At 31.8% G+C, this 19,347-nt stretch carries 17 protein-coding genes; 5 read left to right on the top strand and 12 right to left on the bottom strand.

Translation table 11 applies throughout. The features are described 5' to 3' along the window. Positions 1–85: 85 nt before the first annotated feature. From ACQH2P_RS00580 to tnpB, 3 genes are all read left to right on the top strand, one after another. Positions 86–1,408 (top strand): IS5 family transposase, encoded by a 1,323-nt coding sequence (locus ACQH2P_RS00580; RefSeq protein ID WP_425362593.1) that lies wholly within the window; start codon positions 86–88, stop codon positions 1,406–1,408. 914 nt (positions 1,409–2,322) lie between these two features. Further along, positions 2,323–2,748, top strand: coding sequence for a hypothetical protein (locus ACQH2P_RS00575; protein ID WP_425362592.1), 426 nt, complete (start codon positions 2,323–2,325; stop codon positions 2,746–2,748). Further along, positions 2,736–3,089 (top strand): IS66 family insertion sequence element accessory protein TnpB, encoded by a 354-nt coding sequence (gene tnpB, locus ACQH2P_RS00570; RefSeq protein ID WP_425362591.1) that lies wholly within the window; start codon positions 2,736–2,738, stop codon positions 3,087–3,089. Before ACQH2P_RS00575 ends, tnpB begins: the two co-directional genes overlap by 13 nt. Here tnpB and ACQH2P_RS00565 read toward each other — a convergent pair. From ACQH2P_RS00565 to ACQH2P_RS00550, 4 genes are all read right to left on the bottom strand, one after another. Beyond that, positions 3,086–4,195 (bottom strand): IS66 family transposase, encoded by a 1,110-nt coding sequence (locus tag ACQH2P_RS00565; RefSeq protein WP_425362590.1) that lies wholly within the window; start codon positions 4,193–4,195, stop codon positions 3,086–3,088. The two genes, tnpB and ACQH2P_RS00565, sit on opposite strands and share 4 nt — an antisense overlap. Positions 4,196–4,497: 302 nt before the next feature. Further along, positions 4,498–4,731 carry a hypothetical protein gene (locus tag ACQH2P_RS00560; RefSeq protein WP_425362589.1) on the bottom strand — a complete coding sequence of 78 codons (234 nt, stop codon included), beginning with the start codon at positions 4,729–4,731 and terminating at the stop codon, positions 4,498–4,500. Between the two features lie 359 nt (positions 4,732–5,090). Continuing rightward, entirely contained in the window at positions 5,091–8,702 is a 3,612-nt protein-coding gene (gene dnaE, locus ACQH2P_RS00555) for a DNA polymerase III subunit alpha (protein ID WP_425362588.1), read from the bottom strand. Beyond that, positions 8,692–9,996 carry a UDP-glucose dehydrogenase family protein gene (locus ACQH2P_RS00550; RefSeq protein ID WP_425364069.1) on the bottom strand — a complete coding sequence of 435 codons (1,305 nt, stop codon included), beginning with the start codon at positions 9,994–9,996 and terminating at the stop codon, positions 8,692–8,694. Before ACQH2P_RS00550 ends, dnaE begins: the two co-directional genes overlap by 11 nt. Positions 9,997–10,138: 142 nt before the next feature. Here ACQH2P_RS00550 and ACQH2P_RS00545 point away from each other — a divergent pair, with 142 nt between their 5' ends. Together ACQH2P_RS00545 and ACQH2P_RS00540 are read left to right on the top strand one after the other, a co-directional pair. Further along, the gene (locus ACQH2P_RS00545) at positions 10,139–10,270 is read left to right on the top strand and encodes a hypothetical protein (protein WP_425362587.1); all 132 of its coding nucleotides are present in this window, start codon (positions 10,139–10,141) and stop codon (positions 10,268–10,270) included. Positions 10,271–10,308: 38 nt separating this feature from the next. Further along, positions 10,309–12,840 carry a YhdP family protein gene (locus tag ACQH2P_RS00540; RefSeq protein ID WP_425362586.1) on the top strand — a complete coding sequence of 844 codons (2,532 nt, stop codon included), beginning with the start codon at positions 10,309–10,311 and terminating at the stop codon, positions 12,838–12,840. 3 nt (positions 12,841–12,843) lie between these two features. Here ACQH2P_RS00540 and ACQH2P_RS00535 read toward each other — a convergent pair whose 3' ends face one another. The 8 genes from ACQH2P_RS00535 to ACQH2P_RS00500 all read right to left on the bottom strand — a co-directional run bounded on the left by ACQH2P_RS00535 (position 12,844) and on the right by ACQH2P_RS00500 (position 19,190). Further along, positions 12,844–13,068 carry a DUF2674 domain-containing protein gene (locus ACQH2P_RS00535; protein WP_425362585.1) on the bottom strand — a complete coding sequence of 75 codons (225 nt, stop codon included), beginning with the start codon at positions 13,066–13,068 and terminating at the stop codon, positions 12,844–12,846. A 164-nt stretch (positions 13,069–13,232) separates the two neighbouring features. Further along, entirely contained in the window at positions 13,233–14,162 is a 930-nt protein-coding gene (locus ACQH2P_RS00530; protein WP_425362584.1) for an LpxL/LpxP family acyltransferase, read from the bottom strand. Next, entirely contained in the window at positions 14,146–15,108 is a 963-nt protein-coding gene (gene lpxK, locus ACQH2P_RS00525; RefSeq protein ID WP_425362583.1) for a tetraacyldisaccharide 4'-kinase, read from the bottom strand. The genes ACQH2P_RS00530 and lpxK overlap by 17 nt, the downstream gene beginning before the upstream one ends. Before the next feature lie 38 nt (positions 15,109–15,146). Further along, positions 15,147–15,464 (bottom strand): DMT family transporter, encoded by a 318-nt coding sequence (locus ACQH2P_RS00520; protein ID WP_425362582.1) that lies wholly within the window; start codon positions 15,462–15,464, stop codon positions 15,147–15,149. A 4-nt stretch (positions 15,465–15,468) separates the two neighbouring features. Then, the gene (locus ACQH2P_RS00515; RefSeq protein ID WP_425362581.1) at positions 15,469–16,488 is read right to left on the bottom strand and encodes an RP853 family protein; all 1,020 of its coding nucleotides are present in this window, start codon (positions 16,486–16,488) and stop codon (positions 15,469–15,471) included. A 4-nt stretch (positions 16,489–16,492) separates the two neighbouring features. After that, positions 16,493–17,134, bottom strand: coding sequence for a hypothetical protein (locus ACQH2P_RS00510; RefSeq protein ID WP_425362580.1), 642 nt, complete (start codon positions 17,132–17,134; stop codon positions 16,493–16,495). Between the two features lie 3 nt (positions 17,135–17,137). After that, positions 17,138–18,631 carry a hypothetical protein gene (locus ACQH2P_RS00505; protein ID WP_425362579.1) on the bottom strand — a complete coding sequence of 498 codons (1,494 nt, stop codon included), beginning with the start codon at positions 18,629–18,631 and terminating at the stop codon, positions 17,138–17,140. Between the two features lie 112 nt (positions 18,632–18,743). After that, positions 18,744–19,190, bottom strand: a complete 447-nt coding sequence (locus ACQH2P_RS00500; protein WP_425362578.1) for an NUDIX domain-containing protein — start codon at positions 19,188–19,190, stop codon at positions 18,744–18,746. Positions 19,191–19,347: the final 157 nt, after the last annotated feature.

Raw genomic sequence — 19,347 nt, 5'->3', positions numbered from 1 at the left:
TAATATGGTTAGCGGGTAAAAATATCTAGATAATCCATAAGAAAATGCTATAATATTGGCAGAAACCTTATGGATTGTATGAATTATGCCGATAGAAGATATAATAAAATCCCAAAAACAAGGACAGCTTTTTGGTTATAAATTGACCGAAGAATTAAACCCTAATAACAAGTTATATAAATTAAGATCGTTAATAAATTGGACTGTTTTAGAGGAATGGTTATTGACAAATGTTAATATCAAGAAATTTGGTAGGAATCGCAGATGTCACAGGTTATTACTTGGAGTAACTATGCTGCAAGCGATGTATAACCTGTCAGATGCTGCAGCTGAAGAAGAGCTGAGAGAGAACGTATATTGGCAATATTTTTGTGGTTGGGAATATTTGCAGAAAGATGCTGAGATATCAGAAGCTAGTATACGAAGGTTTCGTGCTATATTAGGGGAAGAAGGATATAATGAGATATTAAAAGAATTAACAAGAATTGGTTGCAAAGTCGGAGTGCTTAAAAAAAAAGACTTAGCATCGATAATCGTTGATACTACAGTACAAATTAAGAATATTAAGTATCCTCATGATGTGTATTTGATGGATAAGGCAAGAATAGAGCTAGTAAAGTTATGTCATACTTTAGGCATTAAGTTACATGAGACATATGCCAAGCAATATAAAAAAGACATAGTAAAATTATGGAAATATAAGGATAATAGTAAAGCCAAAAAACGTAAGAAGGTAATGCAACATTTAAAGATATTGCTGGGTCGTTTAATAAGAATATGTCAGCGAGAAATAGCAAAAACAAAGTTAAGTTTGTCATTAAAGCAGCAAGAAATACTAAATAAGATTAAAAAGATTCAGGCACAATCTATACTGAGTAAAGCAGAGAAAGAGCGATATAAGGAGGATAATAAAGTATTATATAGTTTTCACGCACCGGAGGTAGAGTGCATAGGTAAAGGGAAATTAAACAAACCCTATGAGTTTGGTAACAAGGTTTCGATAGCAGTAAGTGGTCGAGGTAATTTTGTATTAGCGGCCAAATCATTTCATGGCAATCCATATGATGGTCATACATTATCGCAGACTGTAGAGGTTGTAAAGAAATTAACAGGAGTGGGAATAGCCAGGACATTTGTTGATTTAGGCTATAAGGGGAATAATTTTAAAGAAAAAGACAAGGTGTATAGCCCATATTGCAAGAAGAAGCTATCCTCAGATGATAAGGCAATGATCAAGAGAAGAAGTGCTATAGAGCCGATAATAGGACACCTTAAGCATTATGGTAGAGTTGGCAGAAATTACTTAAAAGGAGTAATAGGAGATATAATAAATCCGTTAATTTCCGCTGTAGGATTGAACTTACGGTGTATTGCTAATCACCTGCTCAAAACAAATTTTTCTACATAAAAATTAGCAAATAAAGAAAATTAATCAAACGATTACAAAATCGTTAACAAAACGTCATGCAAAAATTTTCTAAAAATCATCTTTTTATATCAAAAAATTACATCAGAACAATTAAACTCTAAAATTTTATACAAAAATTTTTTGCTAAGGTGCTAATTTTTGAATTTTTTGCACTTTTGACGGGGAGACTATATAGGATAGTCTCAAAGATATAGAGCTAACCCAATTAGCCTTACTCTTTCATTATGAGCTAAGCTCAGTCTTTATAATAAATTCCAGGGATTCTGCCAATGGTTTTATGGCATACAAATAATTAAATTCAATAGACTTCCTGCATAAATCAATCTAGTTGGTGATTTTGTCGTCGAAACTTGCCTCCGCTCCTCACGTACGTCTATGTACGCTGCGGTGCTCGGCTTCGTTTCTCCTAAAAATCCCTCAACTATTTTTGACTTATGCAGGAAGTCTAATAATAAATTTCCCAAGGGTAAAATATGAATAAATCCTTTTATCTTTTACTGTGTTAGGTTGGAAAATTCTCTGTATGCCTTGACTATAGACTACCACACCTATAACCACAACTGTCGAAAGTTAGAAGGTTCCCCCGTCAAAAGTCTAAAGATACAACATCTGCTATGTTTAAACAAAAAGGATGTCATTCCTGCGTAGGCAGGAATCTATAATATCTCAGGGCTTTTTGTCCACTATTTTAGATACCTGCTTTCGCAGGGATGACAAAAAATAGGATTGCTTCGTCGCCTAAAGTGGCTCCTCGCAATGATAGTTAGAGAAAGGTTTTTTTTCCTTAAATTGGTACATTATGTCGAATTACAGTATACTTGCAGCAAAACTGCATAACTCTATCTAATTTTTTTGTTAGTATAAAATTTATTTTATACATTTGGGTTCCTACTATGCAAATACCATCAATTACTGTTGAGCAAGTAGCTCAGCAATTTAAAGCCTGGCGTCAAACTAAAACTAACAAGTTTGATCCCATACCAAACCATCTAAAGGAATTAGTTCGCCAGCTACTCCATCACTATTCTTGCAAAGATATAGCCAAACATCTCAATATTAATAAAACAATAATTAGTTCAATTCAACAAGCCCATCAACCTTCCCTCAAAACTTCTCCTACCTCAACTTCAAATAAAGTTCTACAACACGATATTAATTTTCTCCCATTTCAACTAGTAAATTCTATAGATACTGATCCTGTGGCTACTCCCAAACAAAATTACTACACTTGCCACATTATTAAGCCAAATGGTACCAAGCTTATTATTCAAACACTAGAGCTAAAAACCATAATTCAAACATTTCTATGCTGCAACTAACCCCTCAGTCAGTTATTTTTGTTGCCACTATTGCCATCGACTTTCGTAAGGGTATCGATGGTTTAATAGCTGTTTGCAGACAAAAACTTTCTTCCAACCCTCTTAATGGTTCCTTGTTTTTATTCTATAATAAAAACAGAACTGCCATTAAAATTTTGTCCTTTGACGGTCAAGGCTTTTGGTTATGCTCTAAACGCCTATCCAAAGGTAAATTTACGGCAAAACTTTCCCCATCTGATAATTCATCTTATCAGATTTGTTATAGAACCTTACACATTCTTATTCATAATGGCGATCCTAGTTCTGCCAAACTCTCCAATGATTGGCTTCCTGTCATTTAAGCTGCCGTCTCGATTAATTCCGTATTATTTATATATCTTGCATAGGCAAAAGGTGTATAATTCGTAGGATGCTTCTTTGCTTTGCTACTCTGCTCTTGCAGCCAATTTAAATATTTAAATGCATTGATCCCGTTCTCACTACAAGTCTTTACTATACTATACAGACCACTATGTATCTCAGCACTATTGATTGTTTTAAAGAATAATGAATTCTTCCTTTGTAAAATAATGGTACGTAGTGACCTCTCAGCCCAATTATTATCAAGACTGCTAACTGGAATTTTCAAAAATTGCGTCAAACCTTCTTTATTATTTAACCAATATTTCATAGCTTGCCCAAACCTACTATTAGGCTCAACTTTCTTGTCGTTAAATAATTCGTCTATTTTGTTATATATGTTTTCTATATATTTACTGCTATGTTCCTGATGGTACTTCAGCTTTTCCTCAAGGCTCATCTCTTTACATTGATGTTCATTATGGTAAATCCCACCAGTTTGTTTGAGAAAATATCCGCATTCTTCAGGATAGTATGGTTCATTATCTGTAAATTTCCTCTGTCCATGTGATAAACAGTTGATCATAATTATTATTGCTAGTAATTCTTTATCTGCTTCTGATAATACTGGGTTATTATTGTTACTTGCATCAGTCATTAAATGAATAGAATCAGTCCTATTCTTACGATTCTTTAGTACGTTACCAATATTTTCCCCGCCATGCTTATTACCGGTAAAATATAAAACTATCACCTCATTATTGGCAGTCTTAGCACATATAGTAGTGGTATAACAGCTGCGTCCTTTCTTATTTTGAGTACGTAATTTTTTATTGGCTACAGTAATTTCTAAAATTCTAGCTCTAGTATCATCAAGATTCAGTGAGCTACATTCGGCAGCCATTTCCAATAATACCCTGTAAATTTCAGCTCCACCACCTTCTTGCCAAACATCTAAATATTGTTGCCACAACGAGCTATATGATACAGGAACCCCGCTTAAACTTTGCAACCTAGATAAACGATAGAAGGGAGTACCGTAGGTCTTTTGTAACACTATTGCACTTTTGCTACTATTTGTCCATTTGTTGATATTCTTATTGTTCATAACTGTATAATCGCAAGCATTACAGCGTAACGTTTTCTTTACATATCTGTTGACTGTAATTGGAGCATTACCTGTAAATTGTAGCAATTTTCTAGCTTCACTATTATAGAGTTTACCATTATCACAGTGAGGACAGCTATCACCACTACAAAAATTCTCAGGAGCTAAATAGCTGGTATTTGCATCCTGATAATCATCAAATCCATATTTACCTTGCCAATTACTGCGATCTCTCTTCTTGGACTCATCGTACTCTTCTTCATTACCACCATTCTTATTATCAGATTCACTCGGTGGTTCTTTTAATGAATCTGAACTATCTTTTTTTTGTTATCTGCCTTAAAACCAATCATCATCTCCTTAAGCTTATTTATACTGATGTTTGATGATGCTAGCTTGTCTATTAGTTCGTTACAAAATTTCACAAGTTCTATCACCGCTTGCTGATCATCTCCTGTTAATGAACTTGCCTTAATATGTTGTATTAGTTCTTCTCGTTCCTCAGCACTTAAGGTCGCTACTTTTGGCTTTTTCATTTTGATTCATTCATTACGTTTAATAATTGAAATGTTATAGTATAACTGATAGTTTTTCAACCAGTTTTTTTACTAATCGGTGATATTTGCATAGTAGGAACCCAAATTTATAAAATAAATTCATACTACCAAAAAAATTTAATAGAGTTATGCAGTTTTGCTGCAAGTATACGAATTACACTTTCACTACAAAATAAAAAATGTAGGGTATGACTATGGACACACTCAGTATCTCTTTCTAAAGATATGATTGATACTACTATTGCTAATTTCTCTGATAGTGACAAAGTAGATAAGGCCAATCTTTCTACATTGTTTGGTTCAGCACTTGCAGATCTTCCTGATGCAACATAGAACCATTAAGTGTTTTTACTCAACTCCTCTACCTTTGCAGAACATAGCGTAAATTGATTGAGACATTCAAAATCTTCAGTTTCTAGATACAAAGTCTCTGGCAAACATATTTTAGCTGTAAAGTTATTATCCATACTAACTTTAAGCAGTAAAATTATTCTGATATTATTACGTTCAGGGCTAATACGTTTTTTAAGCAAATCGACTATTTGACATAATTCAGAATTATTTTGTGGGTAAAGTTTTATTTCTAATTGTTCTTCATTTATTATATCGTCAATAGTTGCAAAACTTCTAGCGATTAATCTTGTTCCCCCAGCATCTTTAAACAAATCACAACTCACCACCACCAAACTTTGAATATCAAGTAAATGAACGAAATTCTTTAATATTTCTTCACTATAAATAGTCAATTCAAAAATGCCAAATTGATCAGATAGTTGTAAAGTGATAAACCTGCCGCGAGATGACATACGCGAATCTTTTTTTTGTATTACACCAGCAATCCTTATTTGACTAGTCCCATTGGGAAAATCCTTTTGTAGATTAATTGAAGTCGAAATATTAAGTCTGGCTAACAAATCTTGATATCTTGATAATGGATGTAATGTAATAAACAGCCCTAATACCTCAAATTCATAACAAGATGCAGTATTATTATCCAGTGGTTCTGCATCAATTAAGACTTGCTGATTTGTCGAACTTACCTTAATCAGGCTAAATTGATCGGAAACTCTCTCAGTATGGTAGGAAGAGGCATAAGCCAGAAGCTTAGAAACACTTAACAGCAACTGATTACGATTAGAATGTAACGTATCAAAACATCCAGCTTTAATAAGATTTTCTAATAATTTTCGATTAATTGATTTAGGTGGTAGCCTTTCAATAACATCTATAATACTTTTAAATTTACCATTTTTAACCCTTTCTGCTACTAATATTTTACCAAAATCAACCGTAACACTTTTAATAGCAGCGAGAGCATAAATTATAGATTTCTGTCCTTCAACTTTCTGGGACTCCTGCAATTCCTCTTGTATGTCATCCCTGCAATCCTTTATGTCATCCCTGCGAAGGCAGGGATCTAGATTCCCGCCTTCGCGGGAATGACATAGAATTGGAGAAATGTTAATCTGGTTAGTTACAGTACTAAAATAACCAGCAGAAAGATTGATATTAGGCGGGATAATAGCAATGTTATTATTTCTGGCTTCTTGAATGAATAGATTAATTTTATCATGGTTATTTAATTCAAGATTTAAGCATGCCACCAAGAATTCGGCTGGGAAATTGGCTTTCAGATAAGCTGTTTGATAAGATATTACTCCATAAGCTGATGCGTGTGCTTTATTAAAACCATAGCTAGCAAATTTAGCAACCGTTGCAAAAATGGATTGGGCTTGCTGACGTGAAATATTATTGGCTATTGCCCCTTTAATAAAAATTTCTTCTTGTTCTGCCATTTCGGATTTTATTTTTTTCCCCATAGCTTTACGAAGTATATCTGCCCCACCTAAACTATAGCCTCCCATTTCTTTGGCAATTTCTAAGACCTGTTCCTGATAGATAATAACTCCATAAGTTTCATCTAAGATAGGTTTAAGCATCTCATGCAAGTAATCTGGTTGCTGCAAACCATGCTTGCAAGCAATATAAGTTGGGATGTTCTCCATCGGACCAGGGCGGTATAATGCTCCTAAGGCTATTATATCTTGGATGGAGTCAGGTTTAAGACGCCTTAAACTATCTTGCATTCCGCCACTTTCAAACTGGAAAACACCAATAGCTCTACCACTACATAGCATTTCATAAGTTTTCTGATCATCAAATAGCATATTACTAAAATCAATATTTATGCCATGTTCTTTTAGCAGTCCTAAACATTTAGTAATGACAGTTAGAGTTTGCAGACCTAAAAAATCAAATTTAATTAAACCAGCAATCTCAGCATATTTCATCGAATATTGTACTACCAACATATCCGAATTTAGGTCTTTATAAACCGGTAATATTTCTACTAAATCTTTGCCAGCTATCACGATCCCTGCTGCATGGGTAGAAGCATGCCTATTAAGCCCTTCAAGTACTAAGGATGTATCAAGAACTTGTTTGATCAGCTCCTCTTGACCATCTAAGTTATACAAACCTTCACCACGTGCTGCTATGTTTAACTCTTTTACTTCCTTGATAGCTTGATTTAATGTAACAGGAGAAACAGCATTAAATGGTACAAGCTCAGTTAAATATTCGGCATATTTATAAGGTAAACCAAGAACTCGTGATACATCTTTGATCACAGCTTTTGCTTGCATCTTACCAAAAGTGATGATTTGACCAACTTTATTATCCCCATATTTAGAACGTACGTAATTTATAACTTCCCCTCGTCGCTCTTGACAAAAGTCAATATCAAAATCTGGCATTGATATACGTTCAGGGTTCAGAAAACGCTCAAATAGTAGACCGAATTGAAGAGGATCAAGATCAGTAATTAGAAGACTCCACGCAACTACTGACCCCACCCCAGAACCTCTACCAGGTCCTACCATAATATTTTGTTGCTTACTCCATTTTATAAAATCAGAAACTATCAGAAAATAGCCAGCAAAATCCATCCGACAAATAATATCTAGTTCGTAATTAAGACGAATTAAATATTGCTGTTTAAAATCTTCCTGCTTATCTATGGAAATATTTTCCCGTTTAAATTTTGTATCAAGTCTTGATAGTAATCCGGCTGTCGATTCTTTCTTAATTATGTCTACTTCATTAATATTTAGACTAGAGAAATTTGGTAACATTGGTGGATTAGCATGTGCTATAAAATGGCATCTTTGGGCTAAATGTACCGTATTTTGTACAGCATTAGGTAAGTCACCAAAAAGCTCTAACATTTCTTTTGGTGATTTAAAATAACATCCGTTACTTACCTTTTTACGTTCCTCCACTTCTTTACTAACGCCAGTAGATATACATAATAATACATCATGGGCATCATGCATATTAACATCACTAAACAATACTTTATTGGTAGCAACTAGTGGAATACCAAGATTACTGGCTATTTTTATATAATTTTCTTCTATAGATTGTTCTATTGCCAGATTATGTCGCATAATCTCAAAATAGAACCGATCACCAAAAATGCTTTGTAGTTTAGTTGCCCAAAAAATGGCTAATTCTTCATCCCTAGCGATCAGACTTTTGCCAATTATACCATCAGTATAAGCTGATAAAATAATCAGCCCTTCCTGGTACTTAACTAAATCATCAAAAGTAATATGATTACAAATTTTACGATCATTTTTAGTAAAACTATCACTAACAGCCTTCAGTAAATTTTTATAACCAATTTCATCCTTGGCAATAAGCACAATTTCACAAAAACTATTTTCGGTAAAAGCAACATTTACAATTGCACCATTTATAGGTTGTATTCCTGCTTTACAGCTAGCTAGAGCAAATTCTAACGAGCCAAATAAATTCCCCTTATCTGCTAAACAAATTGCTGGCATTTTATGCAATCGAGCTAGCTCCACTATACGCTCAATTGTTAAAGCACTCTCAAGAAATGAATATGAGCTTTGTACTCTTAAGTGAATGAAATCAAACTGCATCTTTTATACCAATAAGATAATATTTAAATCCTAGAGCTTTTAGCATATTTCCATCAAGAATATGCCTGAGATCGATAATTATAGGAGATTTAGCTTGGCTGTGAATAAGTGACCAATCTAAATCTTTAAACTCCGACCATTCGGTTGCCACTATAATTATATCACTATTTTGACATGCACTAAGTGCTGAATCAGAAAAAAATACATTTTTTAGTTCTTTTTTAGCATTATTCATACCTACCGGATCGAAAGCTCTAATATTTGCTCCTTTATCAACTAGGATTTCAATGATTTTAATAGCCGGACTATTTCTAATATCATCCGTACCAGCCTTAAAAGTCAGACCCAATACACTAATAACTTTATTATGTAAATCGTTGCCTATAATATGATGAACTTTATCCACCATATCATACGGTCTCTGATCATTACTATTTATAACAGAATTAACTATTTGGAAGTTACATTGATAATGTTTAGCTATTTGTGCAAGTGCTAACAGATCCTTAGGAAAACATGACCCACCAAATCCAGGGCCAACATTTAAAAATTCTTTGCCTATTCTCTTATCCAATCCAACAGCAAAAGAAAGCTCTTTAATATTTGCCCCAGTTTTCTCGCATAAATTTGCCATCTCATTAATAAAAGCAACTTTAGTTGCTAAAAAAGCGTTTGAGACATATTTAGTCAGCTCTGCAGTAACCAAATCAGTAGTTATAAGAGGTACATTTTTTGTAGTCAAAGGTCGGTAGATATCTTTTAGTAAATCTTCTGCCTGTTTATTATTGGTGCCAATCAATATTCTATCAGGGTTTAGAAAATCATCTACAGCAGTACCTTCTCTAAGAAATTCAGGATTTGAAGCAACAGAAAATTTCAGATTCTTGTTATTTAAATAATCGATAATTTGGTTACATGTTGTGGGAGGTACCGTAGATTTTATAACAATCAAACAATCATCTTTAATCCATGTACATAAATTATCAATAGCAGTAAATATATATTGCAAATCTGCCTCTCCTGAAGGTAAAGGCGGTGTTCCTACTGTAATAAATACCGCTTGTGAGTTTTGTAATTCAGCCGAATAGCTAGCTGTAAATCGCAACTTACCAGATTTTACTAATGATGGTAGATATTTAGCTAGTTTTGGTTCATAAATTGGTAAAATATTTTTTTTTAATTGGTTGATCTTAGAAATATCAGTATCTAAACAAGTAACATCGTGTCCTAGGTAACTCATCATTACGCCAGATACCAGCCCAACGTAACCAGTGCCTATAAAATGAAGTTTAATACTCATTAATTATCCTTATATACTTAGTGCAACAACTTTGTTATGCTATGCTGCTATATCTAACCAGAGTAGTATTTGTCCTATTTAAACGAAAAAGCTGTCATTCCCGCGTAGGCGGGAATCTATAATATTTCAGGGCTTTTTGAGTACTATTTTAGATTCCCGCCTACGCGGGAATGACATAGGAACTCCTGGAATGACAACTTACATTGCTTTGTCGGCTTACGCCTTCTCGCGAATAGACGGAATAATACTAATCTGGTTAGCTATATAAAGTATATATTAATTGACCAAATACTAAATAATAAAATGATGCTCATTAAAAGATTTTTCATCAACCTAAGCATAATAGTTTGTACAATTGTAGTAATTTTAAGTTTATTAATATTAAGCGGTAGTAAAGGATATTTAGATAAGCCAATTAAGAAAATAATAGAATTTTACCTCGATAAAAAAAATATGAAAATACGGGTTGGTAATTTACAAATAAGACATAATATTCTGTCAATTGATAAAATCTTTATGGATTTAGCAAATAACACCCAAGGTAAAATTAGCGATTTCAAGATTAGTTTTTTTATTGATAATATAACAAGTAAACCATTAATTCATAGTATTATTGATATAGATAGTTTTTCCTTAATCGCTAAGGATAATCAACCCATAATAGATACTAAAATATCTGCTAAATACATTGTAGATTTCTTTGAAAATAGGGTTGAAACAGAGTTAAACTTAAGTCCTATAAAAAATACTACTCTACTCGACAGTTATGGTAAGAAATTACCAGAGGGGGAAGGAGTTTGTTCTTATGAAAGTAAAATTTCTATAACTTCTAAGAAGTCAATCAATTGTAAGTTAACATTTGGTGATAAAGTCTATCTATCATTCAATAGTATCTTGGATGGTAGCATAATTCAAGCTAGTGGCAATGTTGAGAATATTCCTATAATGATTTATCAGATTGCTGAGAAAATTATTCCTAATAACCAAGTAATTTTATTTCTACAAGAATATATCAAAGATGGTTATATTAGAAATGGGGAGTTTGATTTTAATTTTGATAAGAACAATTTAGAGAAAAATATTGCTCTAGAAACACTAGTAAGAGCCAAGCTGCATGTTGTAGATCTTGAGTATAAATATGATGCAGACTTTCCCCCTCTAAGAAAAATTGATACTGATATTACTATATCTGGAACCTCGGTTAAGTTCATATTAAATAAGGCATATAGTAGTAACAGTCTTATTTCCAATGGAGTAATAACCTTTGATTGGCAAGGGATGGATAAGTCGAATTTTGTCGTTAGTGCCATAGCTAAGGGATCGGTTATCGATCTAATTGATTTTATGTCAAACGAAGATTATAATAAAGTAAAGCAACAAGGAATCGATCTTAAAAAAATTACTGGAACTGCTAATTCAAAAATTGGCATAATAATACCGCTTAACCCAGTTATGAAAAATACTTATGACATCTCTACGATAATAACTGGCGTGAATACCAAAGCATTTAGTGACAATGTCATATTAAAAAATGCCAAAATAACCGGAACATTTAATGGCTATAAGCTAAACTTGATGGGTACAGGTAAAATTAATGACTATGACAGTAATTTTAGTTACCAATATAATATCGATGATAATAACCATGATGATTATCAGCATCTATTAAAAGTAAAAACTACCATTGTCGGTAATAACCAGAAACTTGGTATGTTCAAGTTAATTTCAGGTAGTAGTGTCCTAGATTTTGAGTATAAAGAGCAACAAGATAAGAAAAGTAAATATAATATTGGCTTCATTAAAGCTAATGCTAACCTCAAGAACTTGGAATTTTATATTGATAAAATATCTGTACATAAAAATCTTTCTAATGAAGCCCAACTTGTGTTAACTGGCAAGTTATATGATGACCTAAAGGGTGATATTAATTTTGACCTTTCGGGTGAAAATAACTTAAAAATAGTTGGTAAGGTTAAAATACAAGATAATAAATATGATATTACTTTACCTATTATTGCTTATGGTACAACTGATCTAATAGGAAAATTACTTTTAGGTAAAGATAGCTTGAGTGCTGAATTTCAAGGAAAACAACTAGATTTGTCTAAGTCTAATATGATGCAATTCTTAGAAAAAGAAGGGGATCCAAAAAATATTCATTTAAAAGTTGATGTAAACAGGGTGCGATTAAAAAATAATATAATGCTTGATAAGCTTAATTTACAAATTGATTGTGATAAAATAAAATGCTTTTCTGGTTCTTTAGATTCAAAAATTGGCACTAAATCTTTTAAAATGCTACTTACAGAAAAAAAGGATCTGGAACAATGGATAGTTACCTGTGATAATGCTGGAGCTTTATTTAGAGGTATTGGCATGTATAATAACATGAAGTCTGGTATTATCAATCTAACACTTGATACAAAAAGGCATGAGGTTAAGAAGGGGGAAGTGATACCAATCTTAGATGGTACATTTGACATAAAACGTTTTGTTACTACTGATATGTCTTTTCTAACTAGAATGATATCATTTGTTTCGTTTCCAGGTTTTATGAGTTTTATATTAAATAATAAGGATATCTTGTTCAATAATATGACAGGTAGCTTTAGTTATATAGGTAATACCGTAAATATTGCTGATACATCAGCTACTGGACCATTTTTTGATTTTACCATGAAAGGTAGCATTGATACTAATAAACATCAAATAAAGCTTAAAGGTAATGTGATACCTTCTTTCTTTTTTGCTAGTACCATTATCACTAAAATACCAATAATTGGTAACATATTGTCAAAGGTTGCTCCTTATTCTGTAGAGTTAAAATATAAGGACTAAAATTTAAGTAAAAATGATCTTTTTTCTTGGGGGGATATAAACAGTTCGATCTTGGTCATTTATAGTGTTGTCATGATTTATCTTTTCCATGACACCAATAAAATAATTACCATAGGGCATTAACTTTACTATTGCCCAACCATCCTTAATAAATTGAGCAATTTTATCTAAGTCAGATTTATTTTCAGCAAAAGATATAATTTGTTGAGGAGGTGTTACCCTTGTCATAACATTATTTTGTTATTAAATTTTTTATAAAAATGCATGTTTTCTCTACGACTCACATTTAACTGTAAAAAGAGGTACGCAGGCGAATATCTCCGCAGGTATATTTGCGGTATCAATGCCTCAAAGCAGGAGAGTATACATATTTATTAAGCAATTGCAATTACTTAATCTTCAGAATATTTATTATTATTCTTCTTCCACCTATTATGAAACCAGAACCATTGCCCTGGGTTTTCTTGAACCCAATTACCTAAAATTTGGTTAATAGTAACCATTATATTATAACAATCTGTTTTATTATTATTAGTTTTTTGTAATTTTATGGGGGGGTGAATAATAGCTTTAAAATAACTGTTTTTACTATTAGTGCGAACCACTTGTAATGGTATAATTGGGTAGCTGAACTGTAATGCAATTTTAGCAATTGCATGAGCGGTCATGGCGGGTTGCCCTAAAAATGGCACTTCAATACCATTATTCATTTTTTGATCTACCAGCATGCCAATTGCATATCCTGATTTGATGGCAGATATTAGAGTTCTTGCCCCTTGTGATCCTTTGGGAATTAGCTTTATATCACCACTTGTACGCATATCGTTAATTAGTTTGTCAACATAAGGATTATTTAATTTGCGGTAGATAATAGCAAATTTAGGATAAAATTTATTGATAATTTTAAGGGCAAAATCCCAATTAGCAAAATGTCCGGTAAATAATAAGAACGGTTGATGTAGCTTCTGGAATTCTATTATATTCTCAAGCCCACTTATCTCTACCCGCCTAGATAATTCTTCCTCTGACATCCTGCTAATATATGGAAATTCTCCTATAAAACTGCCAAAATTATCCCATACTTGATTAATGATTGCTTCGGAATTTATACACCCTGCATTTGTGTATATAGTCTTGCCCAAAATATTTTGAATATTTTCTTTTGCAACTTTATTGACTGGTAACAAAGGTCCTATCTTCCTTGCTAAATATCGACAAATATTTACAGATTTGTCGATGCCCAATGCTCTTAGTATCTTTACTATTATTAAAACAAGAAAATACTCTAATAGGTATTTAATATTATTAAATAATTTTTTCATATATTAAATCTATTAATAATTGTTTATTATCTAATAATAAATATACATCGCAACATATTACGGATAAATCAGTATCATATATTCTTACGTAATCTTTTCTAGTAGTTATTAGCAAAGAGTTAGATTTTTTTGATTGCTCTTTTAAATATTCTAAATCCTTTGCAGAATATTGATGATGATCCGGGAAAATTTTATGACCGACTAACTGTAGTCCATAATTTGCTAATGTAGAGAAAAATCTTTCAGGGTTACCTATACCACTAAATGCAAAATAGTTTTTTGTCTTATCAATGTCTATAGATGGAACTATTTGAGCTTGAAAAAAGGTGCGTTCCTTATATAAGGGAAAAGAATCAATATTATCAGATCCTACTGAAATAACTATATCGGCTTTGTCCATAGCTTGTTTGGGGTATTGACGTAGAGGACCAGCTGGAATTAAAAATTCATTGCCAAATAACCTATTAGCATCAACTGATAGAATAACAATATCCTTATGAAAATTAGGATTCTGCATTGAATCGTCTACTATAATCACCTTTGGCTTAATCCGTTCTATAAAAGGCTTTATATCTTGAATTTTCTTTGCGGCAATGACTTTACCATATTTTAACAACATTACTGCTTCATCTCCAACATCTGCTACTGTATGGTGTTCTTCAACTAGCAATGTCGTTTGGAGCTTACTGCCATAACCTTTACTGATAATTATAAAATCAATGTTAATAGCTTTTAATAACTGAGCAAGGAAGATCACTATTTGAGTTTTACCAGTACCCCCAATGCTTATATTACCGACACAAATTACTTTGCATGGAAATATTATCGGACGTGCCATGATCCTTCTTAGATAACTAGCAAAGAGATATAGCCAGCTTAACGGTAATAATAAATAGGCAATAATATTTTTGGTCTGCCAAAATTTAGGGTAAATAAGCCTGATCATAGTTATATTAAATAAGTCTAGAATTGGTTTGAAATGAGTTAAGACAACTTCAGACCTATCATGGAAATTATCATAGTGGTAATAAAGAAAACTCGCATAGCAGAATATGGTTCATTAAAATACATTATTCCTACTATTACTGTTCCTACCGCCCCGATACCAGTCCACAGAAGATAAGCCGTACCAAGAGGTAGTTTATCTAGAGTCTTACTGAGACAAACAAAACTTAATATTGAAAAACCAATAAAAGCTATAATAGGTTTTATTTTGGTAAAACCATCTGACAATTTCAACGATATAGAAAAACCTATTTCAAATAATCCGGCAAATATAAGGAGAATCCAAGTGGCTAGCATATTGTTACCTTTGTTTAACCTGTCCTGAAGATTGGCTATTTTGTGGAGATTTTCTACTAGGTAAGTTAGGCTGTACCTGAGTCTTTATTATATCTAATTTGTTATATTTTTGATTAATTACAGACTTTACCTCACTATTTAATAGATGTTCTTTAGCGGCATTATACTCTACTGATTGTTGTTTGCTCAAAAATTCTTTATTATTTTTTGACAAATTATTTTTTAGAGTAGTAATTTTTTGCTCTTGCTCACTCATGGATTTATCAGTACTGAGAATCATCCCACCAATTTTTTCACCTATTTTGGGAGCATATTCTATTGCGAGAATAGAAGCCGGTACTACCATAAAAGCAAATGTAGCCCCAGCTGTTGCAACGCTAATAGCCCCAACTGCTAAAACACTAATAGCAGTTATAATTTTGCTGGTTGCTTGTTTAAATATTTCCATTTTCTTATTATGTTTTGCTGTAACAGTTACTATTCTATTCATTTCCAATCGCACATTATCACTTACCTCTCTGGGATTTTGATATTTTTTTACTGCATGCATTACCGTTGTGCGAAATATTTCTGGTTCAACTTGGATGAAATTTGTTAATTCATAACTATTTTTTGCTGCCAACAAATCTTTTATCACTTGTTTTATTACTCCCCTCTCTTCAGAATTTGCCTCACCAAAATTTGTATTTATTAGTGCACCAATTACTATATCTTCTGATTTGTTTAGAATATTATCTCTATCCTGATAGTCTACCGCATCCGGAGAGATTGCTACCGAAAACAACATTAGAACTGTTGAAAAACTATCATCTGTAATAACTTTCTGACCAAAGAAAGTTCGTAATTTACCAATACAATTACCTATATGAACCTTAATTTCAGGTGTTAATTTTAGTCTAATTTCGTAATCAATAGCTATTATATTAGCAAGTGTTAAACATGCTTGTTTTGTTATATTATTAATTAACTCTTCACATATGCTTTTTCTGCATATAGAAACATTTGTACTGTTGAAGATATCCATAATCTTATTTATTTACTGTTATTTCTCTTATACGCATGTTAAGTTTTGTAAAAAAAATATCAGGTGTTCTTTCTGTTGATAGTTTATAAATAACCTTGGGTTCTAATACATTTTCTTTTTTTACGTCTATAGATAGTACAATAGTATTTTCTGGCATACAAGAGTATATTTCTTTTATAACTGTCAAAAAGGTTATAAAATCTTTAGTAGCGAATCTTATGTAAACATCATAATTCTTTATCCTTATAGTATCTTGCCTTGTTGCCACCTCTGACCTAACACCACTTAAGAATTCTTGTTTAATAGATATGGTAATCGGCTCATTTAGATTGTATTTTTTTGATAAACTATCAATTTCCATTATTAATCTTGCTCGCTCTAAACAACTTTGCCTAGCAGAAATAGATAATAGTTTCGAATATCTTGCATATGTTTCTAGTATTTTATGTTTTGAATTTATTATAGAATATAGCTTTAACGTTTCTTGAGCTAAAGATTCCTCAATATTGTGATTCTTGGCAATCGACTCCATATAATCTTTATTGAGACTTTGCAGCAACCATAAAATGGTAGAGATACACAGACAACATATAACAAATTTAAAAAAAATAACATTTTTTAGATGAATAATAAAGTTTTTAAGCATCTTTTATCCTTTCTTTTTAATAATAATAACTGATGCCGGTATTACCACTCTATTAGGTAAATCTAATATTTGGTCAGTAAATATTGTAAAATTAATATCCATATTGCTAAATGTTTCACTAAAATTTGCAATGTTTTGTTCTAAGAATTTAGTAGCATCTTCAATTAACATATCATTAGCAATAAGTTTTAATGACATCTCGATTTGTATATACTGATTAGATGATGACAGCGTATTATCTAGATCCAACCTTTGCCATTTAATCTCTTCTAGATGCATGTTAGGTGGCAAAGTTGTTAAAAACTTTTCGAACAAATCAAATGGTATTGGTACGGGCATTTGCAATAATGATTCAAAGACATATAAATCAGCTAAATTAGTGGCGTTTTGAAGATATGGATAGGTTTGCTTAACGTTATAATAATCTTGTTCAGTACTAAAATAATGTGAATTTAAAATATCCAATTTTTTGTAATTTGCTACGGTTTTAACTTTGATAGCAGATGCAACAAATATCAATATTATTAGTATAGTAATGAGTGGTTTAAAAACTAAAGAGCTGATAATATTGAGTTTAGCTATCGAGTCTAAATATTGGTTAGAGGCTAGAAAGCTTTTTTGTTCATTAAATAATTTGACGATCATACCATCTGAAAATTTGTTATTCTTACCTAATATATCATTGGACTTACATATTACTGGATGTCCACCAAAACTGGATTGTTCTAACAGCAACTTTAAATTTTGGTCTACTATGAGAATTATACAAACTTTAAGGGCTAGACTATCAATATAGTTTTTACAAGATATCAAACAATCTTCCACTTCTTGTTCGATTATACCCTGAATATATAAGTCTGACTTATCAGATGGGTAGTCAAATGTTTGTTTTGAGATTATATTACCTTGGTGTTTAACAATAAGTTTAATGCCACTGCTATTTAAAATACATACAAAAATTTGTAAATATTCACTATATTTATTATTCTCAACATTTTTTACAATTTTATTGATAATTGTTTGCAACTCTAAAGATAAAAAATAAACTCCTCCAAACTTTTGGCTATTATTTATCAGCAGATTTTCAAGTAGTTTATTTAAAGGAGGTGTATAAGGACTAGATACAATCATAGTATTCCACACCTCACTAGGGCTAGTATTGATATTATAGACAGTGTAACCAACCATATAATCTGCAGGAAAATACTCTTCAATAAACTTCCTCACAGGATTGGTTTTTACTATTGAATGTAGTACAGGTACTAGTTCATGGCGTAATTGACATTCAGAACCGCTTAATAAGAAGAAAACATAATGTTTCTTGAATTTAGCAAAAAATTCTTTATAGGAGTCTAATTCATTTTGCTTTCCAGCAGATATAAATAAACTACCTACAACTTGATCATGAACCAAAGCACAAAGAAATGTACCTTTATCTCCTATTAGGATAATAATATTTTTTCTGTACAAAAAATATGCTATAAGTTTGTGCAACATTTTTATAAAAACTTGCATTTTTAGTCGATTGAATATATTAACCATAAATTAGTACTTAACTTATATTTAGTTAGCTATAAAAAGTGTATTATAGCATGTGATAATCCTTCCACTAAGTATCTTTAGCATTTTTTTTAATAATAAGTTGCATTAAATTTTCTAAACAAGGTTTTATAAAAGGTACAATAGGTTGAGGGATATTATCGAAAGAAAAAAAAGCAAGTTTTTTACATAAATGGGGTTCTTTATTTGAAATTATACCTATAAAGTTATTTATTCTATAGAAATAATTCAAATATTTCTCCTTATTTTCCAAATTCTCACTATAATATGGACTTAATATCAAATCAATTTCATCTAATCTAGGTAATATTCCAATCTCTTCTCTAGCTTCTCTTTGGGCAGCAATTTTTGGAGATTCATTCCTGTCTATCTTGCCTCCTGGAAGAGCAAAATAACCAGCAAAGGCACTAGTGTTCGCACGCTTCATTAAGAGAATTTTATTATCATAAGATATAATAGCTAGATGAACTAGCTTAATTAATTCATTTCTTGTCATTGCATATACCAGCTTTCTGGACTCAAAAACGCAGCATAAAGTAAGTAAAATATTACACTTCTATCTATAGTTATTGGGCAATGCCGAATATTCCTGTAAAAAAAATTTGCAACGGGGTCGATATTACATTAAAATATAAATTTCCAATTTAGTCAAG

Source organism: Candidatus Tisiphia endosymbiont of Hybos culiciformis (genome assembly GCF_964030975.1).
Classification (GTDB): Bacteria; Pseudomonadota; Alphaproteobacteria; order Rickettsiales; family Rickettsiaceae; genus Tisiphia.
Note: the sequence above shows the minus strand (reverse complement) of the source record. Positions and strands in the feature narration are given on the sequence as shown.